Annotated in this window: 15 protein-coding genes and 2 pseudogenes; 13 read left to right on the top strand and 4 right to left on the bottom strand. The window is 49.0% G+C overall.

All coding sequences use genetic code 11. The annotated features are described in order from the left end of the window. Positions 1-132 precede the first annotated feature (132 nt). The 6 genes and pseudogenes from N7E60_RS04790 to N7E60_RS04815 all read left to right on the top strand — a co-directional run. A pseudogene (locus tag N7E60_RS04790) lies at positions 133-294 on the top strand (IS5/IS1182 family transposase); the annotation flags it as partial. 200 nt (positions 295-494) lie between these two features. Then, positions 495-1,190: a 4'-phosphopantetheinyl transferase family protein gene (locus N7E60_RS04795; protein WP_269598261.1), complete on the top strand. Its 696-nt coding sequence runs from the start codon at positions 495-497 to the stop codon at positions 1,188-1,190. Between the two features lie 178 nt (positions 1,191-1,368). Further along, entirely contained in the window at positions 1,369-2,766 is a 1,398-nt protein-coding gene (locus N7E60_RS04800) for an ATP-binding protein (protein ID WP_269598262.1), read from the top strand. Further along, positions 2,763-3,407 (top strand): response regulator transcription factor, encoded by a 645-nt coding sequence (locus N7E60_RS04805; protein ID WP_269598263.1) that lies wholly within the window; start codon positions 2,763-2,765, stop codon positions 3,405-3,407. Before N7E60_RS04800 ends, N7E60_RS04805 begins: the two co-directional genes overlap by 4 nt. Beyond that, positions 3,404-4,282, top strand: coding sequence for a DUF2861 family protein (locus tag N7E60_RS04810; protein ID WP_269598264.1), 879 nt, complete (start codon positions 3,404-3,406; stop codon positions 4,280-4,282). The genes N7E60_RS04805 and N7E60_RS04810 overlap by 4 nt, the downstream gene beginning before the upstream one ends. Before the next feature lie 73 nt (positions 4,283-4,355). Further along, on the top strand, positions 4,356-6,617 hold the full coding sequence (locus tag N7E60_RS04815; protein ID WP_269598265.1) for a glycoside hydrolase: 2,262 nt from the start codon (positions 4,356-4,358) through the stop codon (positions 6,615-6,617). Between the two features lie 74 nt (positions 6,618-6,691). Here the strand turns inward: N7E60_RS04815 and N7E60_RS04820 are convergent, their stop codons facing one another. The 4 genes and pseudogenes from N7E60_RS04820 to N7E60_RS17455 all read right to left on the bottom strand — a co-directional run. Further along, the gene (locus N7E60_RS04820) at positions 6,692-7,168 is read right to left on the bottom strand and encodes a Dps family protein (RefSeq protein ID WP_077640467.1); all 477 of its coding nucleotides are present in this window, start codon (positions 7,166-7,168) and stop codon (positions 6,692-6,694) included. 156 nt (positions 7,169-7,324) lie between these two features. Beyond that, positions 7,325-8,710 carry an HD-GYP domain-containing protein gene (locus N7E60_RS04825; RefSeq protein ID WP_269598543.1) on the bottom strand — a complete coding sequence of 462 codons (1,386 nt, stop codon included), beginning with the start codon at positions 8,708-8,710 and terminating at the stop codon, positions 7,325-7,327. Between the two features lie 99 nt (positions 8,711-8,809). Then, positions 8,810-9,406: a methyl-accepting chemotaxis protein gene (locus N7E60_RS17450; RefSeq protein WP_456300288.1), complete on the bottom strand. Its 597-nt coding sequence runs from the start codon at positions 9,404-9,406 to the stop codon at positions 8,810-8,812. Continuing rightward, positions 9,386-10,105, bottom strand: a pseudogene (locus N7E60_RS17455) (PAS domain-containing protein); the annotation flags it as partial. The pseudogene N7E60_RS17455 and the gene N7E60_RS17450, both read right to left, overlap by 21 nt. A gap of 422 nt (positions 10,106-10,527) precedes the next feature. On the opposite strand from N7E60_RS17455, the gene N7E60_RS04835 reads away from it, so the two are divergent. The 7 genes from N7E60_RS04835 (at position 10,528) to N7E60_RS04865 (ending at position 18,945) form a co-directional block, all read left to right on the top strand. After that, complete coding sequence (locus tag N7E60_RS04835; protein ID WP_069588024.1) at positions 10,528-11,091, top strand: GbsR/MarR family transcriptional regulator; 564 nt, start codon at positions 10,528-10,530, stop codon at positions 11,089-11,091. 18 nt (positions 11,092-11,109) lie between these two features. After that, a complete protein-coding gene (locus N7E60_RS04840) occupies positions 11,110-12,453 on the top strand; it encodes a cytochrome ubiquinol oxidase subunit I (protein ID WP_077458144.1) in 1,344 nt (447 codons plus the stop codon). Beyond that, complete coding sequence (gene cydB, locus N7E60_RS04845) at positions 12,450-13,448, top strand: cytochrome d ubiquinol oxidase subunit II (protein WP_069588028.1); 999 nt, start codon at positions 12,450-12,452, stop codon at positions 13,446-13,448. Before N7E60_RS04840 ends, cydB begins: the two co-directional genes overlap by 4 nt. A 652-nt stretch (positions 13,449-14,100) precedes the next feature. After that, complete coding sequence (gene betI, locus N7E60_RS04850) at positions 14,101-14,703, top strand: transcriptional regulator BetI (RefSeq protein ID WP_069588030.1); 603 nt, start codon at positions 14,101-14,103, stop codon at positions 14,701-14,703. 54 nt (positions 14,704-14,757) lie between these two features. Next, positions 14,758-16,218 carry a betaine-aldehyde dehydrogenase gene (betB, locus tag N7E60_RS04855; RefSeq protein WP_269598267.1) on the top strand — a complete coding sequence of 487 codons (1,461 nt, stop codon included), beginning with the start codon at positions 14,758-14,760 and terminating at the stop codon, positions 16,216-16,218. A 23-nt stretch (positions 16,219-16,241) separates the two neighbouring features. Then, positions 16,242-17,966, top strand: a complete 1,725-nt coding sequence (gene betA, locus N7E60_RS04860; protein ID WP_269598268.1) for a choline dehydrogenase — start codon at positions 16,242-16,244, stop codon at positions 17,964-17,966. Between the two features lie 19 nt (positions 17,967-17,985). Then, on the top strand, positions 17,986-18,945 hold the full coding sequence (locus N7E60_RS04865) for a choline ABC transporter substrate-binding protein (RefSeq protein WP_269598269.1): 960 nt from the start codon (positions 17,986-17,988) through the stop codon (positions 18,943-18,945). Positions 18,946-18,964 lie beyond the last annotated feature (19 nt).

An 18,964-nucleotide genomic window follows, 5' to 3' on the forward strand; every position in this document is an offset into this window, starting at 1 on the left:
ATTAGAATTGATAATGGTTATCATTTCGACTCTTTATGGATAGTGTGAAACATTTTGTAACTTGTCAATACTGTTAGTGGTAAATAAGAGGTGAATTGTATATTTAAACTATGAACTGGCTTTGTGGCAGAAATCGAATGGACTAAACCAAAACCTTACGATCAGATCAGGGAGGTTCACTCACGTTTTTGGATTGACGAAGAGGCAATAGCTGAGTGGAAGCAACACAGACAGAATAGACGTGATCGACTCCGATTGTTTAGTGACCTTGCTATCGCGACCACTCTCATGGTGGGGTGAGCTATCAATCGCTAAAATCCTTTATAAACAGACCTGTTCTGACAGTGGCGTTAACGTTATCTGAGTGTGCCAAGATGTATGGACGGGCTTATACGCTGAAAGGGTTTGCGAACACAGAGAAGTGACAACAGCTTTCAAAACGATCATCGATATAAGATAATAATCCTTATTATCTTATACTTTTGGTAAGTTTTATGACGCTTTTTCCGTGGGCTGATAACTTGGTTTTCCGATACCTAAGCGTGGATTACAGCCCTGATTTTATATCGCACATAAAGTTGCAAGGTATCCATTTACCAAGTGATTTTGGTAAAGCGGTACTTAAGCGCCGTTGTGAATTCTTGGCAGGACGAGCGTGTGCGCACCAAGCGTTGACCTATTTAGGGCATGAAACTGCCGACAGTATTGGTATTGGTCGTAGGAATGAACCCGTTTGGCCTGAAGATATTGTTGGGTCTATTTCCCATTGTGTGGGGCATGCTGTCGCATCTGTTGCTCACCGTAGTGAAGATGTCGCTGGGGTAGGGGTAGACATTGAGAAAGTGATGTCTCGCGAGTGGGCGAATCAACTATCATCAAAAATTGTCTTGCTCAATGAACGGCATCTCGTTGCTCACTTTGATGATTTTTGTCAGTTTCTAACGCTAATGTTTTCCGCAAAAGAGGCAATCTATAAAGCGATCTTCCCTACCGTTCAGCAGATTTTAGATTTTGATTCAGTCGTTCTTGAGAAGGTTGATTGTGATAGACAAGAACTGACTTTTGCGACAACGCCTATTCTCGATGAATATTTGAATAATGGGATAAATATTCGAGTCCGTTATTCAATGATGGATGATACACATTGCATTACATGGTGTGTGATTGGTGACAATCACCTGAAACACTAACTGAAACCTTCCCTGTTTTAGTGGCACGTTACATTAGCGTTTTCCTGCCTTCCTGCCTTCCTGCCTTCCTGCCTTCCTGCCTTGATGAATGGTGATGTTGACACTCGGGTGACACAGCCCCTTACCGCTTAGCTATGATTTAATCATTAGTCGCAATGATAGGTCTGGGGAGAATCGATTGGGTTTTCGAGCGTTAGCCGCGTTACTGTTCGCTTTACTAAGCAGTCAAGTGGCGGCCAGTGAGCTACAAACGCAACTCAAGGGCTTTTATGATGAAGCGTGGCAGGCCGGTCATTTGGTGGTGGCTCAGCCTTCGCTCAATGCGTACTCGCAAAACCTGCTGCAAAGCCAAGCACAGTACCCCGATTTTACGCATTTTGACTGGCAAGATCTGACTGCATTGCATCAGGTGACGCAGCGGTGTCAAGCCAATCCCCGCATTGTCGATCCCCAGTTATTGATTGCGCAGCGCTTTGAACTTGCTTTGTGCAACGATCAGTCATTACCGCCAGCATGGTTTGTGGAAAATCCGTTATTGCACCCAGCGGGAGGCAGTTATGCGGACCGTTATCTTGCCGCCTATCCGACGACATCACCACCATCTGACATTCTCCAACGGCTGACCCTCGATAACCCACAGCATCCCCTACATCAGTCATTGAGTGACCTAAGTGCGCAAGGGCGTGACGCGTTACTGAGTGGCTATCGTGCCTATCTAGATAATCATCAGCTGTGGTTGAATGGCGAATTGGGGTGGAAGGTATTGCCTCAATCTGTGTGGTCGCCGATTGCAGAACATTATCGACTCAGTTTGTCGACCGAGTCGACTGGCTGTGACTATCGCTATGGCAATATTTGCAACCAACTCCATCCGGCTTATCAAGGTGTATTTACCGCGATACTCGTGCTGGTCTGTATTGCCTTAGTCATCGGGCTAGCGCGTAGTGTGTATGATCGTTATCAACAGCGCCGAGAGCGACAGTTTATACTTCAACTGCTAACGCATGAGTTACGCACGCCAATTGCCAGCTTGGGGTTAACCGTCGAAATGCTGCGCAACCAATTCGATCAACTCAGCGAAGATGCGCAAGATGTATTGTGGCGATTGTTGGCTGATCACCAAAGGTTGAGTCAATTGACCGAAACCAGTAAAGGTTATCTGAGTACGGATAAGAGTGAACAGTTTAAGACGCAAACGGCATCGCTGTCTGATTGGCTCGATCACGTATGTGACCCCTTTGATATTGACTATACCCTCGAGGACGATCGCACGCTGACGCTACCCTTCTATTGGTTATCGATTTGCTTGGAAAACTTGATTAAAAACGCGCACCAACATGGTGGGAAAACCGTATGGATTCGTGTGTGTGTGGGAAAACGTGTCCGTGTTTGTGTCTACGATGATGGTGTGTTTCCGTCATGGTGGCAGCGATTATGGCGGCGCTGTCGGGCGCCAACCTCGGAACACAATATGGGCATTGGATTGTTTTTGGTGGCGCGTTTAATGCGTCAAATGGGCGGAAAGCTATTGATAAAACGGCACCCGACTTGCTGTATTTTGGAGTTACCCCAATGAGCCACGTGTTATTGATTGAAGACGATAAATTATTGGGTGAGGGCCTACGTCAGTTTTTAGAAACGCAAGGTTTCAACTGTACTTGGTTGATGGAAAGCGCAAAGGTTGAGAAGCATTGGTATCACGCGGACTTAGTGATTTTGGATCGCCAATTGGCAGACGGCGATAGCTTGGCGCATCTCCCTACTTGGCTGGCATTGAAAGCGTTACCTGTCATCGTGTTAACCGCCAAAATTGAGGTTGAACAACGGGTTGAAGGCTTAATGGCGGGCGCTAAAGACTATGTGGTCAAGCCATTTGCACATCAAGAGCTGTTGGCCCGCATTTATGCTCAGCTTCGTCCTTTGGGAGAGAGTCAACTGCTGTATGGCAGCATCAAGGTCGAGCCCGGTTCACGCGCGGTATACTGGCAAAATGAAGCGGTCACGCTAAAACCCAAAGAGTTTGATTTATTATTGTTGCTTTTACAAAACCAAGGTCGGGTGTTCCACCGCGAGGGGCTCCTTAATAAAATCTGGGGTTATCAAGCCTTTCCGACGACTCGAACCGTGGATAACCATGTCTTGCGTTTGCGGCAAAAACTCCCGGATCTTGCCATCGAGACTCACCGTGGGGTGGGGTATAGGTTGATAGCACAATGATGTGGCATCGTATCGGTATCGCAGCCCTTTGGGGCTTGACTAGCATCAGCGCGCAGGCTGAGCAATCTTGGTTTACAGATACGCCCATGCGCGAGGCTTATCAGGCGTTGCTGGTCGAACAGCCCACATTGGCTTGGCAAGAGTTGATGTTTGCGCTGACGCAAGCGCCCGTTGACGAGTCGCATTGGGCGACACTAAAACATGCCATTATTAATCAAACTGATTGCGGACAGCGTTTGACCGAGCCTAATGGCAAAGGGATCCCTCATGGTTTGACCATCTCTTTTGTACGTCGCGCAGGGGCGTCGAGTCTGGGCTATGAAATCAAGCTCTCGGCGGAGCAGGTGGCAAACACAACGCGGGTCACGCTTATGGATCCGAGTGGGCAAATGGTGTTAAGCGCCACACTCACGGCGCAAGCCAGCTATCAAGAGATTGAGTCGGGTCAATTGTTTACCCAAGTGGATCCGGGCGTTTACGAACTCAAGCTAGGTAATCAGCATTACAGCTTAGTGATTTACGGACTCCCGCGTCGTCCTTGGGTACAACTCACCGGGCATCCTGATATGCAACTGGCGATTGATTTGCCGACAACGCCGCAAAACTGTGCCCCTGCCACGGCGTATTGGTTATGGCTGGACGATGCCTATCGTTGGGTGGATCAAGCGCCGATTTATGCCTCTGGACGAACCGCTGAGGGTGCATTACCCGTTAAGGTTGATTTGCCGACGTCTCCGCCTGCTACTGCAAGCCATTTGAGTGCAACCGTGAGTCACTTTGAATACCAAGGCGCGATCAAGGTGAGCTATGTTGAGCGATTGGCACTCCCCCTACCCAATGCTGTCGAGCGCACTGACGCAGTGAATAGCGAATAAAGAGACAGCGAGGTGACAAATAAGGGACGAGGTTGGCATTTAATAGCGCGCTGATATCAACAGGAGACATCGCGTGAACCTATCATCTTTTTATTGTTCTTGTGTTGCGTTGAGCTTGACGCTATTCAGTTTAACTCCCTACGCAGCGCCTCTCACTTTGACCCATCAAGATACTCACGTCACTATTAATCCTAGCGATCTGAGTATGCGTTGGGGCAACCTGCCCATTAATGATGCTAATTTGAAGGTAGGTCAGCAGCCCCAGCAGGTGGTGGATATACGTCATCCCGCGCCCAATCAATTTAACTGGCGCTGGGAGCCAGCCAATATCGAGGTGTCTGCCACCTTGGATGACGCCTTGACCTTGTCTATGTCGTTGGATGAAAACGCCCGAGTGACGCGCCAGCATCCCGTTACATTGCGTTGGTTTGATTTGCCTGTCGAGGACACTCAGACCTTGTTATTGCCGTTTAGCGAAGGGATGCGGGTGCCTACCGATCATTCGCAATGGATTGACTACTTGCAAGCCAGCCGAGATGGCGCGAATACCACGCAAGATTTAAAGATGCCGTTTTGGACGGCTCAGATAGGTCGCCAATATGTTAGCTACCATCTGGTTACCGCTACCAATAACCGACTGAGTTTTGCACGCAAACACGACAAACTTGCGATGGGCGCGGTTCATACCTTTACACCATTAAATCGCCACGACCCCTTTGTGGTAAGGGTTAAACTGGGTCAGCATCCATTGGATGGGGCTAAATGGTATCGCCACTGGCGGCAAGAGCAGCATCAAGCAACCTCATTGGCCCAAAAAGTGAAGCAAAACCCTGAAACGGCCAAACTAATTGGCGCGACCCATGTGTATCTATTTGGACGAGGGCCGCTTGCTCGAGATGATGTGAAGGATTGGTGGGGGCTGAAAGATTGGGCGCTTAATGCGTCATCATTGGCGTTTGATGATGAGACCAAAGCGGCACTCGGGGAGCTTTCAAGTGAGCAAGGCTGGTTTAGCCAATATCATAAAAACACCTTGGTGAATGGCATTAATCGTGCGTTGGAAGAGACCTTTCCAGTGACAGCGCCCACGGAAAAAGACAATACCATTAAAAAGCAGTACCAGGCCGCGCAGCAACGTAAAAAGTGGTTAGCGGCGCGCGCAGGACAGTACCTTAAACCGGCTGAACAGTGGGGGCAGGGGCTTTCCACTGAGATGATCGACAGCTTACAAAAAGCGGGTATCCGTCAATTATGGTTAGGCTTGGACAATTGGATGCCGGCATTTTATCAGCCGCACGTCGTCGAAAAGGCCAAGCAAGCGGGCTATTTAATTGGTCCCTATGACTCCTACAATACCGCGATCCCACGTGGGGTGAACGATAGCTGGCTGACTGCACAATTACCGGATGCGATGCGCACATCGTGTGCGATTGAACAGCGCGATGGCAACTTGAAAAAAGGGTTCCGTGGCAACGGCTTCTATCTCAACCCTGCCTGTGATGCCGATTATGTCGCGCAGCGTGTCTCCGATATTATTAAATATGGACAGTTTAATAGTTTGTTCATTGATGTGGATGCGACGGCGATGGCGCGAGAAGATTATCGCCGTGATACGCGCGAAGTCGATATGCTCGCGGCGTTCAACCAACGGATGAAATCGATCGTAAATCGTCAAGCGGTAGTGTTGGGGTCGGAAGATGGTAATAGCTTGACCACGCAGGGTATCGCCTTTGCACATGGTTTAGAAACGATTGGTTTTGGATGGCGGGATGAAGACATGAAGTCTAATCGCTCTTCGCCCTATTACCTTGGCCCTTGGTTTCCTGACAACAAGCCCGCCTTTTTCTTTCAGTCGGCGAAAGTGAAGCCGCTTTATCAAGCTCTTTTGTTTGATCCGCAATATCGTATTCCACTTTATCAAGTGGTGTTCCATGATGAGGTGATCAATAGCCACCATTGGCATAGCGATAGCCTAAAGTTTACCAATGTGCGTGCTGAGAGAGACTTAATAGCCATGCTTTATAATGTGCCCGCCATGGTGCATTTAAGTCGTGATGAAGCAACGTCGCCATCGCAACCTCGGATTCGTGCGATTAAACATTACCAACAGGGCTTTATGCCAATACATCAAGCCCTTTGGGACAAAGCCTTGGTGGACTTTCGCTGGTTGGACGAACGCGGACGCGTGCAGCAGACCCAATTTAGCGATGGGTCGACGCTAACCGCCAACTTTACCGACCAACTAGTCGGTATGTCAGACATCACTGTGCCCGGAAAAGGTTTGGTGGCGCAGTTGAGTGATGGAACGCAAGTGGTTTGGTCTGTGTCTGAGTAGGATTAAGGTGCGCTAACAGGATATAAGAGAGCCCGCATTGCGCGGGCTTTTTGCTGAATCCTACTGATTCATGATTAGTTGAGATAAGCGTTGAGCATCCACATCAGTTTTTCTTGTTCGCGGATATAGTCGCTCATCAGCGCCGATGTCCCTTCGTCGCCTGCATCACCGGCCAGGTTCATGATGTCGCGCTGTAGGGCGATCAGAACACTGAAGCCTTCGACCAGTGCACGCACACCGGCTTGACCATTCGCTTCAGGATCGTGCTCTTTGATCTCACTGACTTTTAAATACTCGCTGAAGCGGTGCTCAGCGGTACCACCGATGGTGAGAATGCGCTCAGCCACTTCATCAATCTTGGTTTGAAGATCGGTATAAATTTCTTCAAATTTAGTGTGCAACTCGAAAAAATCGTTACCTTTGATGTTCCAGTGAAAACCACGCACATTGGTGTAAAGCACTTGATAGTTCGCCAATAGCGTATCCAAACGCGCGCCCAGATCGGCGGCTTTGCTGCTGTCTAGTCCAATCAATGCTGCTTGTTTACTCATCTAATGCCTCCTTAGTGGCAAAATCAATGTGTTTGACGTTTACAGATAGCAAACGCCAAGCACTGGAAACGGTGTCGCTTCAAATGATGGAAATAGGATAACTGCCCGATATCAAAAAAGAAAATGGGTTAAACCTATATAGCTGATAGGGCGTGCCTATGATGTGATCGACGTAGCATCGTGGACCATAAAGTGATCGGGCAGGGTAGCGAGTCCAGCAATGAGCGCGTCTAAACATCGTTGGTCGATTGCCGTATCTACCTCTTCGCGCATGATACTCAGCGCCTTGTCCACGGGAATAGGACCACGATACGGCCGCTCTGCAGTGATGGCATCGAATATATCCGCGGTAGTAATGATGCGTGTTAAAAGCGATATATGCTCGCCCTGTATTCCATCGGGATAGCCGGTACCATCGAGCTTCTCATGGTGCGCGCTCGCGAATTGGGCGAGATCATCGAATTGCTGGATCTTCGAGAGAATCGTTTTACTCAATGCGGCATGTTGCTTGACCTGTTCCCACTCATCGTCGTCAAGCTTACCGGGTTTATCAAGAATATCGTTGCTAACACCCAGTTTACCGATGTCATGGAGCAACGCGCCGCGCTTGAGCCACTTTTTATCCTGCTCGCTCACGCCAAGCGCGTCTGCGATTAAACTTGCATACACAGCGACACGTTCACTATGTCCGGACGTAAACGGGCTTTTGGCATCGACAACACGGCCAAAGGCAGCGGCTATCGCATCGAGATAGTCGTCATCCACCCAAATCGTTGCGGTAGCGGGTGCCATCGATAGGACTTGTTCTTTTAGTTGGGGGGCATCAAGATGCTGCCAAAAGTAGGGGGCGCTCGCGCATTCAATAAATGTATCTACTAGGTGCGGGTCAAACCAGGTGCCACGCCGCGCTTGTATTTCTTGCAGTGCCGCTTCAATGCCAGATTCAGTGCGGAAAACATCAATCACTTGGGTCATCAAGGCGATACGCGCATAAAGAGGGATCGTGTCACCGCTTAAACCGTCAGGGCGCCCACCGCCGTCGTAGTGTTCGTCTAGAGCGTACACCGCGTTGGCAACTGCCTCGCTAAACCTCAGTTCACGCACAATTTCTGCACCACGCGTACAACGTGTTTCAATCAGCTCTTGGGCATACATATCACCGTTTCGTATGATATCTAATGTCGTAGAAAGCTTTTCCATGAAGCCCCGTTTGACACCGGTATTTTTGAGCACGAAATTGAGCACACTAGACAAACTGCCATCGACGATTTTATAGCTTTGTTTAAAGGCTAAATCGTTAGTGAGATAAAGTTCGCAGATCCGTGCTGCATTGCTGCTACATCCTGCATCTTTTAATAGCAAGGTATAGAAAAGATCGTGACGCTGCTGGGGCGAAAAATCGAGCGCATCGGCCAGCTTCATGCCCATCCAAGCACAACGCATACAGTGTTCGGGAGGCTGGCCTTCGGTCATATCGAGCGCAGTACTCAGCGCGACAACAAGCTCCGATAGACGTAACTCGGACGATGGTTGGCAAGGCATATTTGGCACGCTAATCTGATCTGATTGCTGACGCATAATCTAATAGCTCGGTGTTAGGTCATTAGTTAACTGTACACCAGTTGACGATGCATCGTTCATTCAGTGAGTCAGGCCTCGAACCGTATCTGAGACTTCTTGCGCGCCGGCATGGATATCTTTCATCACTTCATCGACCGCCGTCACCTTCTCTTGTCCAAGCGAGGACTGTTCACTCACTCTCTCCATCGCCTCACTGACTCCCTTAATCAGTTGCAGGTTTTCATCAACCACATCCGCGATTTCAGTGGTCGATTTACTGGTTCGCTGTGATAAACCGCGTACTTCATCGGCTACAACCGCAAAGCCGCGTCCTTGTTCGCCGGCGCGAGCAGCCTCAATAGCGGCATTCAATGCGAGCAAATTGGTTTGCTCGGCAATCTGTTTGATGGTGGTGACGATATTTTCAATGCTTTGTGCATGCTGATTCAGTTGGTTAACCTGGCCAGAGGCTTCTATGGCTTGTTCAGAAACGCTTTGCGATAGCTGTACCGCTTCTTGCAATAGTACGCTGCCGCTTTCACTGTCTTTTAGCGTTTGCTCAGACGACGCTTGCGCCAGTTCGGCCGCATGATTTACAGCCTGATTTTTCTTGACGGTATCCGTGATGCCGGTGGCAAACTTAATTACTTTCACCACCTGTCCATTGGCATCGAGCACAGGGTTGTACGTGGCTTCTAGCCATATCTCATTGCCGTACTTGTCACGGCGCAGATATTGTCCTGCGGTGAATTGACCGTCAGCCAGTGATTGCCAAAAATCGGGGTTCTCATCGTAGAACTCTTGGTCGCAAAAAATACGGTGATGCTGACCAGCAATCTCGCTTTCTTTATAGTGGACCGTACTGAGAAAGTTTTTATTGGCACGAATAATGGTGCCATCGGGCTCGAATTCTATTACCGCCAATGAGCGATCAATGGCCTGCATTATAGCGTCTTGGCGTTTTGATTGCTGGTGTCGCTCGGTAACGTCTGCGGCCAGTTTGCGTACCTTATTAACATTCCCATTTTCATCTTTGATAGGGACATAGGTCGCTTCCATCCAGATTTCATGTCCCTCTTTGTGGCGGCGCCTAAATATGCCTTGCTGGGGTTTCCCTTGCGCCAGTGCTTGCCAGAACTGGCGATATTCTGACGAATTTGCCGTGTCCTCAAAACAGACTGCGCGGTGATGCTGACCGATTACCTCGTCTCGCTGGTAACCGATAATGGCAAGTAAATGATCATTCACATCGATGACCGTCCCGTCGGGCGTAAATAAAATTGAGGCGATGTGTTGTTGGAGAGCGCTGAGCTCTGCTTCAAGCTCTGCTTTTTCTTTCTGGCAAGCGTCTAACGCGCGTTGAGTCTTTTTGAACATAACTACTTACTTCCCGTTGTCCAAACCCGCGAAGTCATTATCTTTTTATAGACTTCACATATACTCGTAAAAGTGTAGATGTCAGGGGCAGGCTAAACGTAGTTTTTCCAGAAAATTATTCATCGCTCATAATGATAGCTACCTTATTTGTTGGCGATTCAAACGACTACCATTGTTTATAAATCTATCAAATATGTATCTGAGTGTGTCATCGCTCTTTCGCTGTGCGGCGAAAGCGCTTAACCTATGCGGTCTCAGTCGATTCATCTGCCCGCAAATGTAACGTATTCATAACCCTTCTTCATTCCTTGTTACAAATCGACTTTTTTATTTTCAATAATTTCTGAAAATTCGAAATATTCATTGATCCTCAGCAAAGAAACTCCGTATCATTCCCCAGAAGCACTGTGAGGGAGATCAAGATGGAGCTGTCGCAAGAGCTAAGAAATGTGGTGATGCATTTCGGCGAAATGGGAAGTCGGTGGGGATTTAACCGCTCGGTCGGCGAAATGCTGGCACTGATTGTGTTGAGTGAAAAACCGTTAAGTGCCGATGATATTGTGTCGGCGCTCAACATATCTCGTGGCAATGTCAGCATGGCAACCAAGGAATTGCATGGCTGGAACTTGATTCGCTCACAGCGTACCCCCGGAGACAGAAAGGACTACTTTGTGCCTAACGGCACCATCTGGGAGTTAGCGCAGCAGGTACTCGCTGAGAGGAAGAAGCGAGAGGTGGATCCCACCTTATCTATGCTGCGTGCACACTTTATGCGAAGTGAAGATGACGCTGAGAGTCATTCGGTTAAGCAGTTACATGAGATCCACGATCTTCTCGAGCTGTTTAACCATTGGTTTGACGATGTTCAGCAAATGAAACCTGAGCATTTGAAGAACCTGATGAAACTGGGCAGCAGTGTCGGCAAGCTTCTCGAGCTGTCTGGCAAGTTGTTTCACAGTAAGTCCAACGAACAATCGGGCAGTTAAACTCCTGAGGGTAATGTCATGTTAGATACCTTAATGTTGTCGCGGATCCAATTTGCGGCCAACATCAGCTTTCACATCCTTTTTCCCACTATAACGATCGCCTTAGGGTGGATGCTGGTGTTTTTCAAGTTCAGATATAACCGTACCGGTGAGCAAATCTGGCTAGATACCTATTACTTCTGGGTCAAAGTGTTTGCGTTGACCTTCGCGCTGGGCGTAGTGTCCGGCATCACGATGAGCTTCCAATTCGGGACCAACTGGCCCGGATTTATGGAGAAAGTCGGCAACATCGCTGGCCCATTATTGGGTTATGAAGTGATGACGGCATTTTTCATGGAAGCCACCTTCCTTGGCATTATGTTGTTTGGTAAGAACCGGGTGCCGAATTGGGTTCATACCCTCGCAACCTTGCTCGTAGCGATTGGTACCACCATTTCTGCATTCTGGATTTTGGTGCTCAATAGCTGGATGCATACCCCAACCGGTTTTGAAATTATTGATGGTGTAGTGCATCCAACCAGCTGGTTTGAAGTGATTTTCAATCCGTCGATGCCGTATCGCTTAAGCCATATGCTATTAGCGTCTGGTTTGACCGCTTCTTTCTTAATTGCGGGGATCTCTGCTTATCAGAAATTAAAGTCACCGACCTCAGGTGTGTCAGACAAGCCTTTAAAAGTGGGTATCACCGCTGCGGCAATTCTGATCCCATTACAAGTACTGGTTGGTGACATGCACGGCCTAAACACACTTGAGCATCAACCACAAAAAATTGCGGCGATGGAAGGTGTGTGGGAAACCGAACAAGGTGCGCCTTTGCTGCTGTTTGCGGTACCAAACGAAGAAACACGCTCTAACGACTTTGAAGTGGGGATCCCGAATCTGGCAAGCCTCATTTTGACTCACAAACTCGATGGTGAGATCAAAGGCTTAGAAAGCTTTGAGTATCATCCACCGGTGAAGCCGTTGTTCTTCGGCTTCCGCATCATGGTCGGAGTGGGTGTGCTTATGCTGGTGGTGAGCTGGTTTACTGCTTATCGCGTTTGGCGTAATCAACCGATGCCGAAGTGGCATTTGATGGGGCTGGTCGCCATGACATTCTCGGGCTGGGTAGCGACGCTTTCGGGCTGGTATGTCACAGAGATCGGTCGTCAACCTTGGCTAGTGCAGGGGGTGCTAAAAACGGCGGATGCGGTGACACCCGTGGCAAGCTCGCATGTCGGTATTACGTTAACTATCTACCTCACACTCTATGTGGTGTTGATGGTAGCGTACATCCGTACTTTGTTCTTCTTAGCCAAAAAACGTCTGCCCGAGTACCAGTCAGACAACCACGCTCAGCCGAATAAAGAGGTGAACGCATGAGCATAACTCCTTATCTGCCCGAAATTTATCTGCTGCTGTTTGGCTTCTCGGTATTTATGTATGCCGTGCTTGATGGCTACGACCTTGGTGTAGGGATGCTGTTGCCGAGCTGCAACCAAGCGCAGCGAGACCGTATGATTGCATCGATTGGCCCATTCTGGGATGCGAACGAGACTTGGTTGGTACTGGCGGTAGGTTTGTTGTTGATTGCCTTCCCTGCGGCACACAGCATGATTTTGACCGAATTGTATTTGCCTACGTCTGTGATGTTGGCGGGTCTTATTCTACGTGGCGTGTCGTTTGATTTTCGTGCCAAAGTGAAACCAGAGCGCAAAGACCTTTGGGATCGCTGCTTTAAAGCGGGCTCATTTATCGCGTCGATGACACAAGGCTACATGATTGGCCGCTATGTACTGGCGTTTGATGACAGCACAGGTGCGTATTTGTTTGCACTGTTAAGTGGCCTTTGTGTGACCGCCGCCTACATCTATATTGGTGGGACTTGGCTGGTGATGAAAACGGAAGGGGACTTGCAAAAGCGCGCGGCGAAATGGTCTCGCCGCGGTGGCTGGCTTGCGGCGCTTGGCGTATTAGCCATCAGTATTGTCAATCCGCTGGTGAGTGAGACAGTGGCCGAGCGTTGGTTTGGCTTCCCTGAGATTTTATTACTGGCACCCGTGCCACTGGTGTGTCTTGCAATTATGTTGCTCGTAGACCGCTATCTACGCCACGTGCCGGTCGAAAATGATGTGGGTTATCAGTTCCCATTCATTGGTGCGATCATTTTGTTTGCAATGAGCTTCTTTGGCTTAGCATACAGCTTCTTCCCTGACATTATCCCCGGCGTGATGACGGCGAAAGAGGCGGCGAGTGCCACTGGCACCTTGTTGATTGTCGGTTATGGTGCGATGTTCGTGCTACCGATGATCTTCTTATACACCCTCTTTGTGTACCGTGTCTTCTCAGGAAAAGCCACCGAGCTTAACTACGAGTAAGCCATACGTAACACACCTCTAATCGATGAGCCCAGCGATAGACGCTGGGCTTTTTTTTGCTCGGCGTTTGAGTGTGATAGCGATGGTATGCCCGTCACGATAAAACGGTTAGCGGTAACCTGCCTTTTTGATCAATCTTTCGGGCCCTAAATATTGGTCGCGCGAAAGGTTATATCTCGTTATAGTTTGTGCTTCTCGACGCTCTAACCGGAGTGGCCCATCATGATTTGTTATCACCTGATGCGTGCTTTCAAAACGGCAATCTGCCCTTTTTGTAGCGAATGTCGGTCATGTGGTGCTTATTTTCATTTTTCTTCGCATTTCTTGCTTAGTGTGAGGCATTGACTCGCGGTTGGTTTTGGCCAGCATTGAGTGAAAATGAATCCTTACTCCCCTTATCATTTCCTGCGTTACTATGTTTTTATGGTGGTATTTTAACCGACTTGTTCATAAATACTGCTATCAGTACAAAAGATTTGATCTGGAACAAACCTTTTTGAAATTGACCTAAATCATTGTTGTAGTTGTATTTTTCTGTTTTTCGAGGGTTGGTCTTGTAGCGATTTGGTTAAAAAATCTATTTGAGATCTAAATATTAGCGTGTAAGATTATATTTAACTAATCGTTCAATTAAAAACGAATGGGAGCAACAATGCCTAAGGTAGGGATGCCGGAAGTACGTAAACCGCAGCTCGTTAAAGCCACCATGACTGTGATTGGTCGCGTTGGTCTGCATGCGGCAAGTATCTCTTTGATTAGTAAGGAAGCCGGCGTATCAACAGGCATTATCAACCACTATTTTGGTGGTAAGCATGGTTTGCTGGAAGAAACAATGCGCGTGGTATTGCGCGAGCTTTCAGCCACTGTCATTAACACGTTGCGTGGGATCCCTCGTCATCACCACCAAGCGCGTATTAATGCGATCATTAACGCGAACTTTGAAGGTTTTCAGGCCCAGTCTGATGTGGTGAAAACTTGGCTCGCGTTCTGGTCATATGCCATGCATGACAATGAGTTACACCGTTTACAGCGCGTGAACGAGAAGCGCTTGCTGTCGCATTTGCGCATTGAGCTTAAAGCGCTATTGCCGGTCGAGCAGGCTGTCATGGTTGCTCAGGGGATTGCAGCATTGATTGATGGTATTTGGTTGCGCGGTGCATTGAACCCTAAAGGTATTGATGCCAATAACGCTCGCACCATTATCAATGACTATTTAGATAAGCAACTGACCTTTTATGGTCGTCCTCAGGGCTAACCCGGGATAGCAGCTGACATGCACACACGAACAGAAAAGAATTCAGGATTAATCATGGACGCGAAAACGCTTTTTATTAATGGTCAGTTAACTGACGTATCCAGTGGTGAATACTTTGCCACCGTGAACCCTGCAACGGGTGAAACACTGGCACAGATCGGCCAAGCTTCTGCAGACGATGTGCAGAAAGCGATTGATGCCGCAAAAGCAGGCTTTGCCGTTTGGTCTCGCATGACCGCGATGGAGCGTAGCCGAATTCTATTGAAGGCGGTTGCTTTATTGCGTGAGCGCAATGATGAACTGGCGAAGCTGGAAGTCCTTGATACGGGTAAGCCGTTGCAAGAAGCGATTGAGGTTGATGTGGTAACCGGTGCTGATGCGATTGAATACTTCGCTAATCTGGTGCCATCCATGCAAGGTGAGCAGCAACCGCTGTCTGAGAATCAATTCTTCTACACCCGTCGTGAGCCACTTGGCGTGTGTGCAGGCATTGGTGCGTGGAACTATCCAATTCAAATTGCGATGTGGAAATCAGCGCCAGCATTAGCGGCAGGTAATGCCATGGTGTTTAAACCATCGGAAGAAACCCCGCTCACAGCCCTTAAATTGGCAGAGATCTTCACTGAAGCCGGTATGCCTGACGGCGTATTCAACGTGGTTCAAGGTGATTACCGTGTTGGCCAAATGCTGACAGCACACCCAGAGATTGCCAAAGTTTCTTTCACCGGTGAAGTCGGTACCGGTAAAACCGTGATGGGTGATGCCGCAAACACCCTGAAGTCAGTCACCATGGAACTGGGTGGTAAGTCACCTTGCATCGTGTTTGATGATGCGGATTTAGACAATGCGGTATCTGCGGCTATGGTCGCCAACTTCTATACCCAAGGTGAGGTATGTACACACGGTACCCGTGTCTTTGTTCACGACAGCATTTATGACGCGTTTGTCGAGCAGCTGAAATCGCGCACTGAGAAACTGGTCGTCGGTGATCCAATGGATATGAACACCCAAGTCGGTGCACTGATTTCAACCGAGCACCTTGAAAAAGTGATGACGGCCATTCAAGGCGCGAAAGCAAGTGGTGCCACTCTGCTAACTGGCGGCGAACGCTTAATGGAGAATGGTCTCGACAAAGGTAACTTTGTGGCCCCGACTATCTTCACCGATTGTGATGACAGCATGGCGCATGTGCGTGACGAGATCTTTGGCCCTGTGATGTCAGTGTTGCGTTTCACGGACGAGGAAGAGGTCATCCGCCGTGCCAACAATACCCATTATGGGTTGGCAGCGGGCATCTTTACCCAAAACTTGTCGCGTGCACATCGCGTGATCCATCAGCTTGAAGCCGGTATTTGTTGGGTGAACACCTGGGGTGATTCGCCAGCAGAAATGCCTGTTGGTGGTTATAAGCAATCAGGCATCGGCCGTGAGAATGGTGTCGAGACCCTGACTCACTATACCCAAACCAAGAGTGTGCTGATTGAGCTAGGCGATTTCGCTAGCCCATACGCCTAACCCCAGTTAACGGAGCGACCAATATGTCACAACGCTACGATTATATTATCGTCGGCGCGGGTTCGGCCGGCTGTGTGCTGGCGGATCGGCTCACCGAGTCCGGCGAATATCAAGTGCTATTGCTTGAAGCCGGGGGCACCGATAAAAGCATTTTTATTCAAATGCCGACGGCGCTGTCTTATCCCATGAATACCAAGCGCTATGCCTGGCAGTTTGAGTCTTTGCCTGAGCCAGGCTTGGATGGCCGTCAGCTACATTGCCCACGCGGTAAAGTGCTGGGTGGTAGTTCATCTATTAATGGCATGGTCTATGTGCGTGGTCACGCATGCGATTTTGAAGAATGGGTTGAGCACGGTGCGAATGGCTGGGATTACGCCAGCTGTTTGCCTTACTTCAAACGTGCAGAAAGCTGGTCAGGCGGTGAAGATACTTACCGTGGTGGTCAGGGCCCTGTCGGTACTTGTAACGGTAACGACATGAAACTCAACCCGCTTTATCAAGCCTTTATTGATGCGGGTGTCGAAGCAGGCTATCCAGAAACCAAAGATTACAACGGTTATCAGCAAGAAGGCTTTGGGCCGATGCATATGACGGTTGATAAGGGTGTGCGTGCTTCAACGTCAAATGCCTACCTACGTCGTGCGCTGAAGCGCAGCAATCTGACCTTGAAAAAGGGTGTTGTGACTCGTCGTGTCTTGCTGGAAGGCAAACGTGCGGTAGGTGTGGAATTTGAAAAGGGCGGCAAAATTGAACGCGTGATGGCAGACAAAGAAGTCATTTCCAGCGCGGGATCAGTGGGATCACCGCAACTGCTGCAACTTTCAGGCATTGGTGCGCGTGACGTACTGGAAAATGCCGGTGTTGACGTCAAGCACGAGTTGCCGGGTGTGGGTGAAAACCTGCAAGACCACCTTGAAGTTTACTTCCAGTTCCATTGTAAAGCGCCGATTACGCTCAACAGCAAGCTGGGGTTAATTAGCAAGGGAATGATCGGTACTGAGTGGATCTTGACCCGTAAAGGCTTGGGTGCCACCAACCATTTTGAATCATGTGCCTTTATTCGTTCACGCGAAGGGTTGAAGTGGCCAAATATCCAGTACCACTTTTTACCTGCAGCGATGCGTTACGACGGTAAAGCGGCGTTTGATGGGCATGGTTTCCAAGTCCATGTGGGCCCAAACAAGCCTGAAAGCCGCGGCCATGTACGTATCAAGTCGGCGGATCCGCAAGATAAACCGTCGATCCTGTTCAATTACATTACCACCGAACAAGATCGCCAAGACTGGCGCGACACCATTCGTTTGACCCGTGAAATCATGGATCAAAGTGCTATGGACCCCTTCCGTGGTGAAGAAATTCAACCGGGTCGTGATGTCACCACAGACGAAGCGATTGATCGTTGGGTGAAAGAGAACGTGGAAAGTGCGTATCACCCATCGTGTACCTGCAAAATGGGTGCAGACACCGATTCGATGGCGGTACTCGATGAGCAGTGCCGTGTTCGAGGGATTCAAGGTTTGCGCGTGGTGGATTCATCGATTTTCCCCACCATTCCAAATGGCAACTTGAATGCCCCAACCATCATGGTAGCGGAGCGCGCCGCTGACATGATTCTCGACAAGCCACTCTTGCCTGCTGAGCAGGTGCCAGTATGGATTGCGGCTGAGTGGCAGCAAAAGCAACGCAATCAGAACGCGCAAAGTGAGAAAGCCACCGAAGGTGCGCCTTCACTGGAAACTAATCAGTAAGCATTACAAGGAATCCAAGATGTCAATGAACAAACGTAAGACCACCAAAACCCTGATGACCGCGGTTGGCCTGAGCTCTATGGTGGCGTTTAGCGCCGCTGCCAACCAATGTGAGACGGTACGTTTCTCGGATATCGGTTGGACGGACGTGACCTCAACCACAGCCATCACCACAGAAGTGCTAAAAGGCATGGGCTACCAAACAGAGACAGACTTGCTGTCACTGCCTGTGACTTTTTCATCTCTGGCGTCGGGCGACATCGACGTATTCCTCGGTAACTGGATGCCAACCCAAACGGGCGATATAAAAAAATATCTAGATGAAGGCTCGATCGATAGTGTTCGTGCCAACCTGACTGGTGCTAAATACACCCTTGCCGTGCCTAAGTACGTCTACGAAGCAGGCGTGACCAGTGTTGCAGATATCGCGGAATACGCTGACAAATTCGACTCACGCATTTATGGCATCGAGCCTGGTAACGACGGCAACCGTCAAATCCAAAAAATGATTGATACTAATGATTTCAATCTGGGAGATTTCCGCCTGATCGAATCAAGCGAGGCGGGCATGGTGTCACAAGTTTCGCGTGCCGTTCGCCGAGACAAATGGGTTGCTTTCCTAGGTTGGGCCCCACACCCAATGAACAGCAATTTTGACATGAAGTATCTGTCTGGTGCAGACGAATACTTTGGCCCTAACTACGGCGGTGCCACGGTTCATACCAATGTTCGTAGTGGCTATGTCGAGCAATGTTCGAATGTGGGTCAAATGCTCGAGCAACTTGAGTTTAGCCTCAAGATGGAAAACGAAATGATGGGTAAAATCCTGAACGACGGCGAGAAACCAGACGTTGCAGCGCGCGAATGGCTACGTAACAACACAAGTGTGTTGAACAAGTGGCTAGACGGTATCACCACACTAGACGGTAAAAATGCCGTGGAAGCTGTGACTGAATATCTTAAAAAGACTGAAGCGTAACAAAAAAGTGTAGAAGGAG

This window comes from Salinivibrio proteolyticus, from assembly GCF_027286365.1.
Classification (GTDB): domain Bacteria; phylum Pseudomonadota; class Gammaproteobacteria; order Enterobacterales; family Vibrionaceae; genus Salinivibrio; species Salinivibrio proteolyticus.

Excerpts from the sequence above, each read along its gene's own strand:
- N7E60_RS04795 (WP_269598261.1), top strand. The coding sequence starts at position 495 with ATGACGCTTTTTCCGTGGGCTGATAACTTGGTTTTCCGATACCTAAGC.
- N7E60_RS04805 (WP_269598263.1), top strand. The coding sequence starts at position 2,763 with ATGAGCCACGTGTTATTGATTGAAGACGATAAATTATTGGGTGAGGGC.
- N7E60_RS04810 (WP_269598264.1), top strand. The coding sequence starts at position 3,404 with ATGATGTGGCATCGTATCGGTATCGCAGCCCTTTGGGGCTTGACTAGC.
- N7E60_RS04820 (WP_077640467.1), bottom strand. The coding sequence starts at position 7,168 with ATGAGTAAACAAGCAGCATTGATTGGACTAGACAGCAGCAAAGCCGCC.
- N7E60_RS04825 (WP_269598543.1), bottom strand. The coding sequence starts at position 8,710 with ATGCCTTGCCAACCATCGTCCGAGTTACGTCTATCGGAGCTTGTTGTC.
- N7E60_RS04835 (WP_069588024.1), top strand. The coding sequence starts at position 10,528 with ATGGAGCTGTCGCAAGAGCTAAGAAATGTGGTGATGCATTTCGGCGAA.
- N7E60_RS04840 (WP_077458144.1), top strand. The coding sequence starts at position 11,110 with ATGTTAGATACCTTAATGTTGTCGCGGATCCAATTTGCGGCCAACATC.
- cydB (WP_069588028.1), top strand. The coding sequence starts at position 12,450 with ATGAGCATAACTCCTTATCTGCCCGAAATTTATCTGCTGCTGTTTGGC.
- betI (WP_069588030.1), top strand. The coding sequence starts at position 14,101 with ATGCCTAAGGTAGGGATGCCGGAAGTACGTAAACCGCAGCTCGTTAAA.
- betB (WP_269598267.1), top strand. The coding sequence starts at position 14,758 with ATGGACGCGAAAACGCTTTTTATTAATGGTCAGTTAACTGACGTATCC.
- betA (WP_269598268.1), top strand. The coding sequence starts at position 16,242 with ATGTCACAACGCTACGATTATATTATCGTCGGCGCGGGTTCGGCCGGC.
- N7E60_RS04865 (WP_269598269.1), top strand. The coding sequence starts at position 17,986 with ATGTCAATGAACAAACGTAAGACCACCAAAACCCTGATGACCGCGGTT.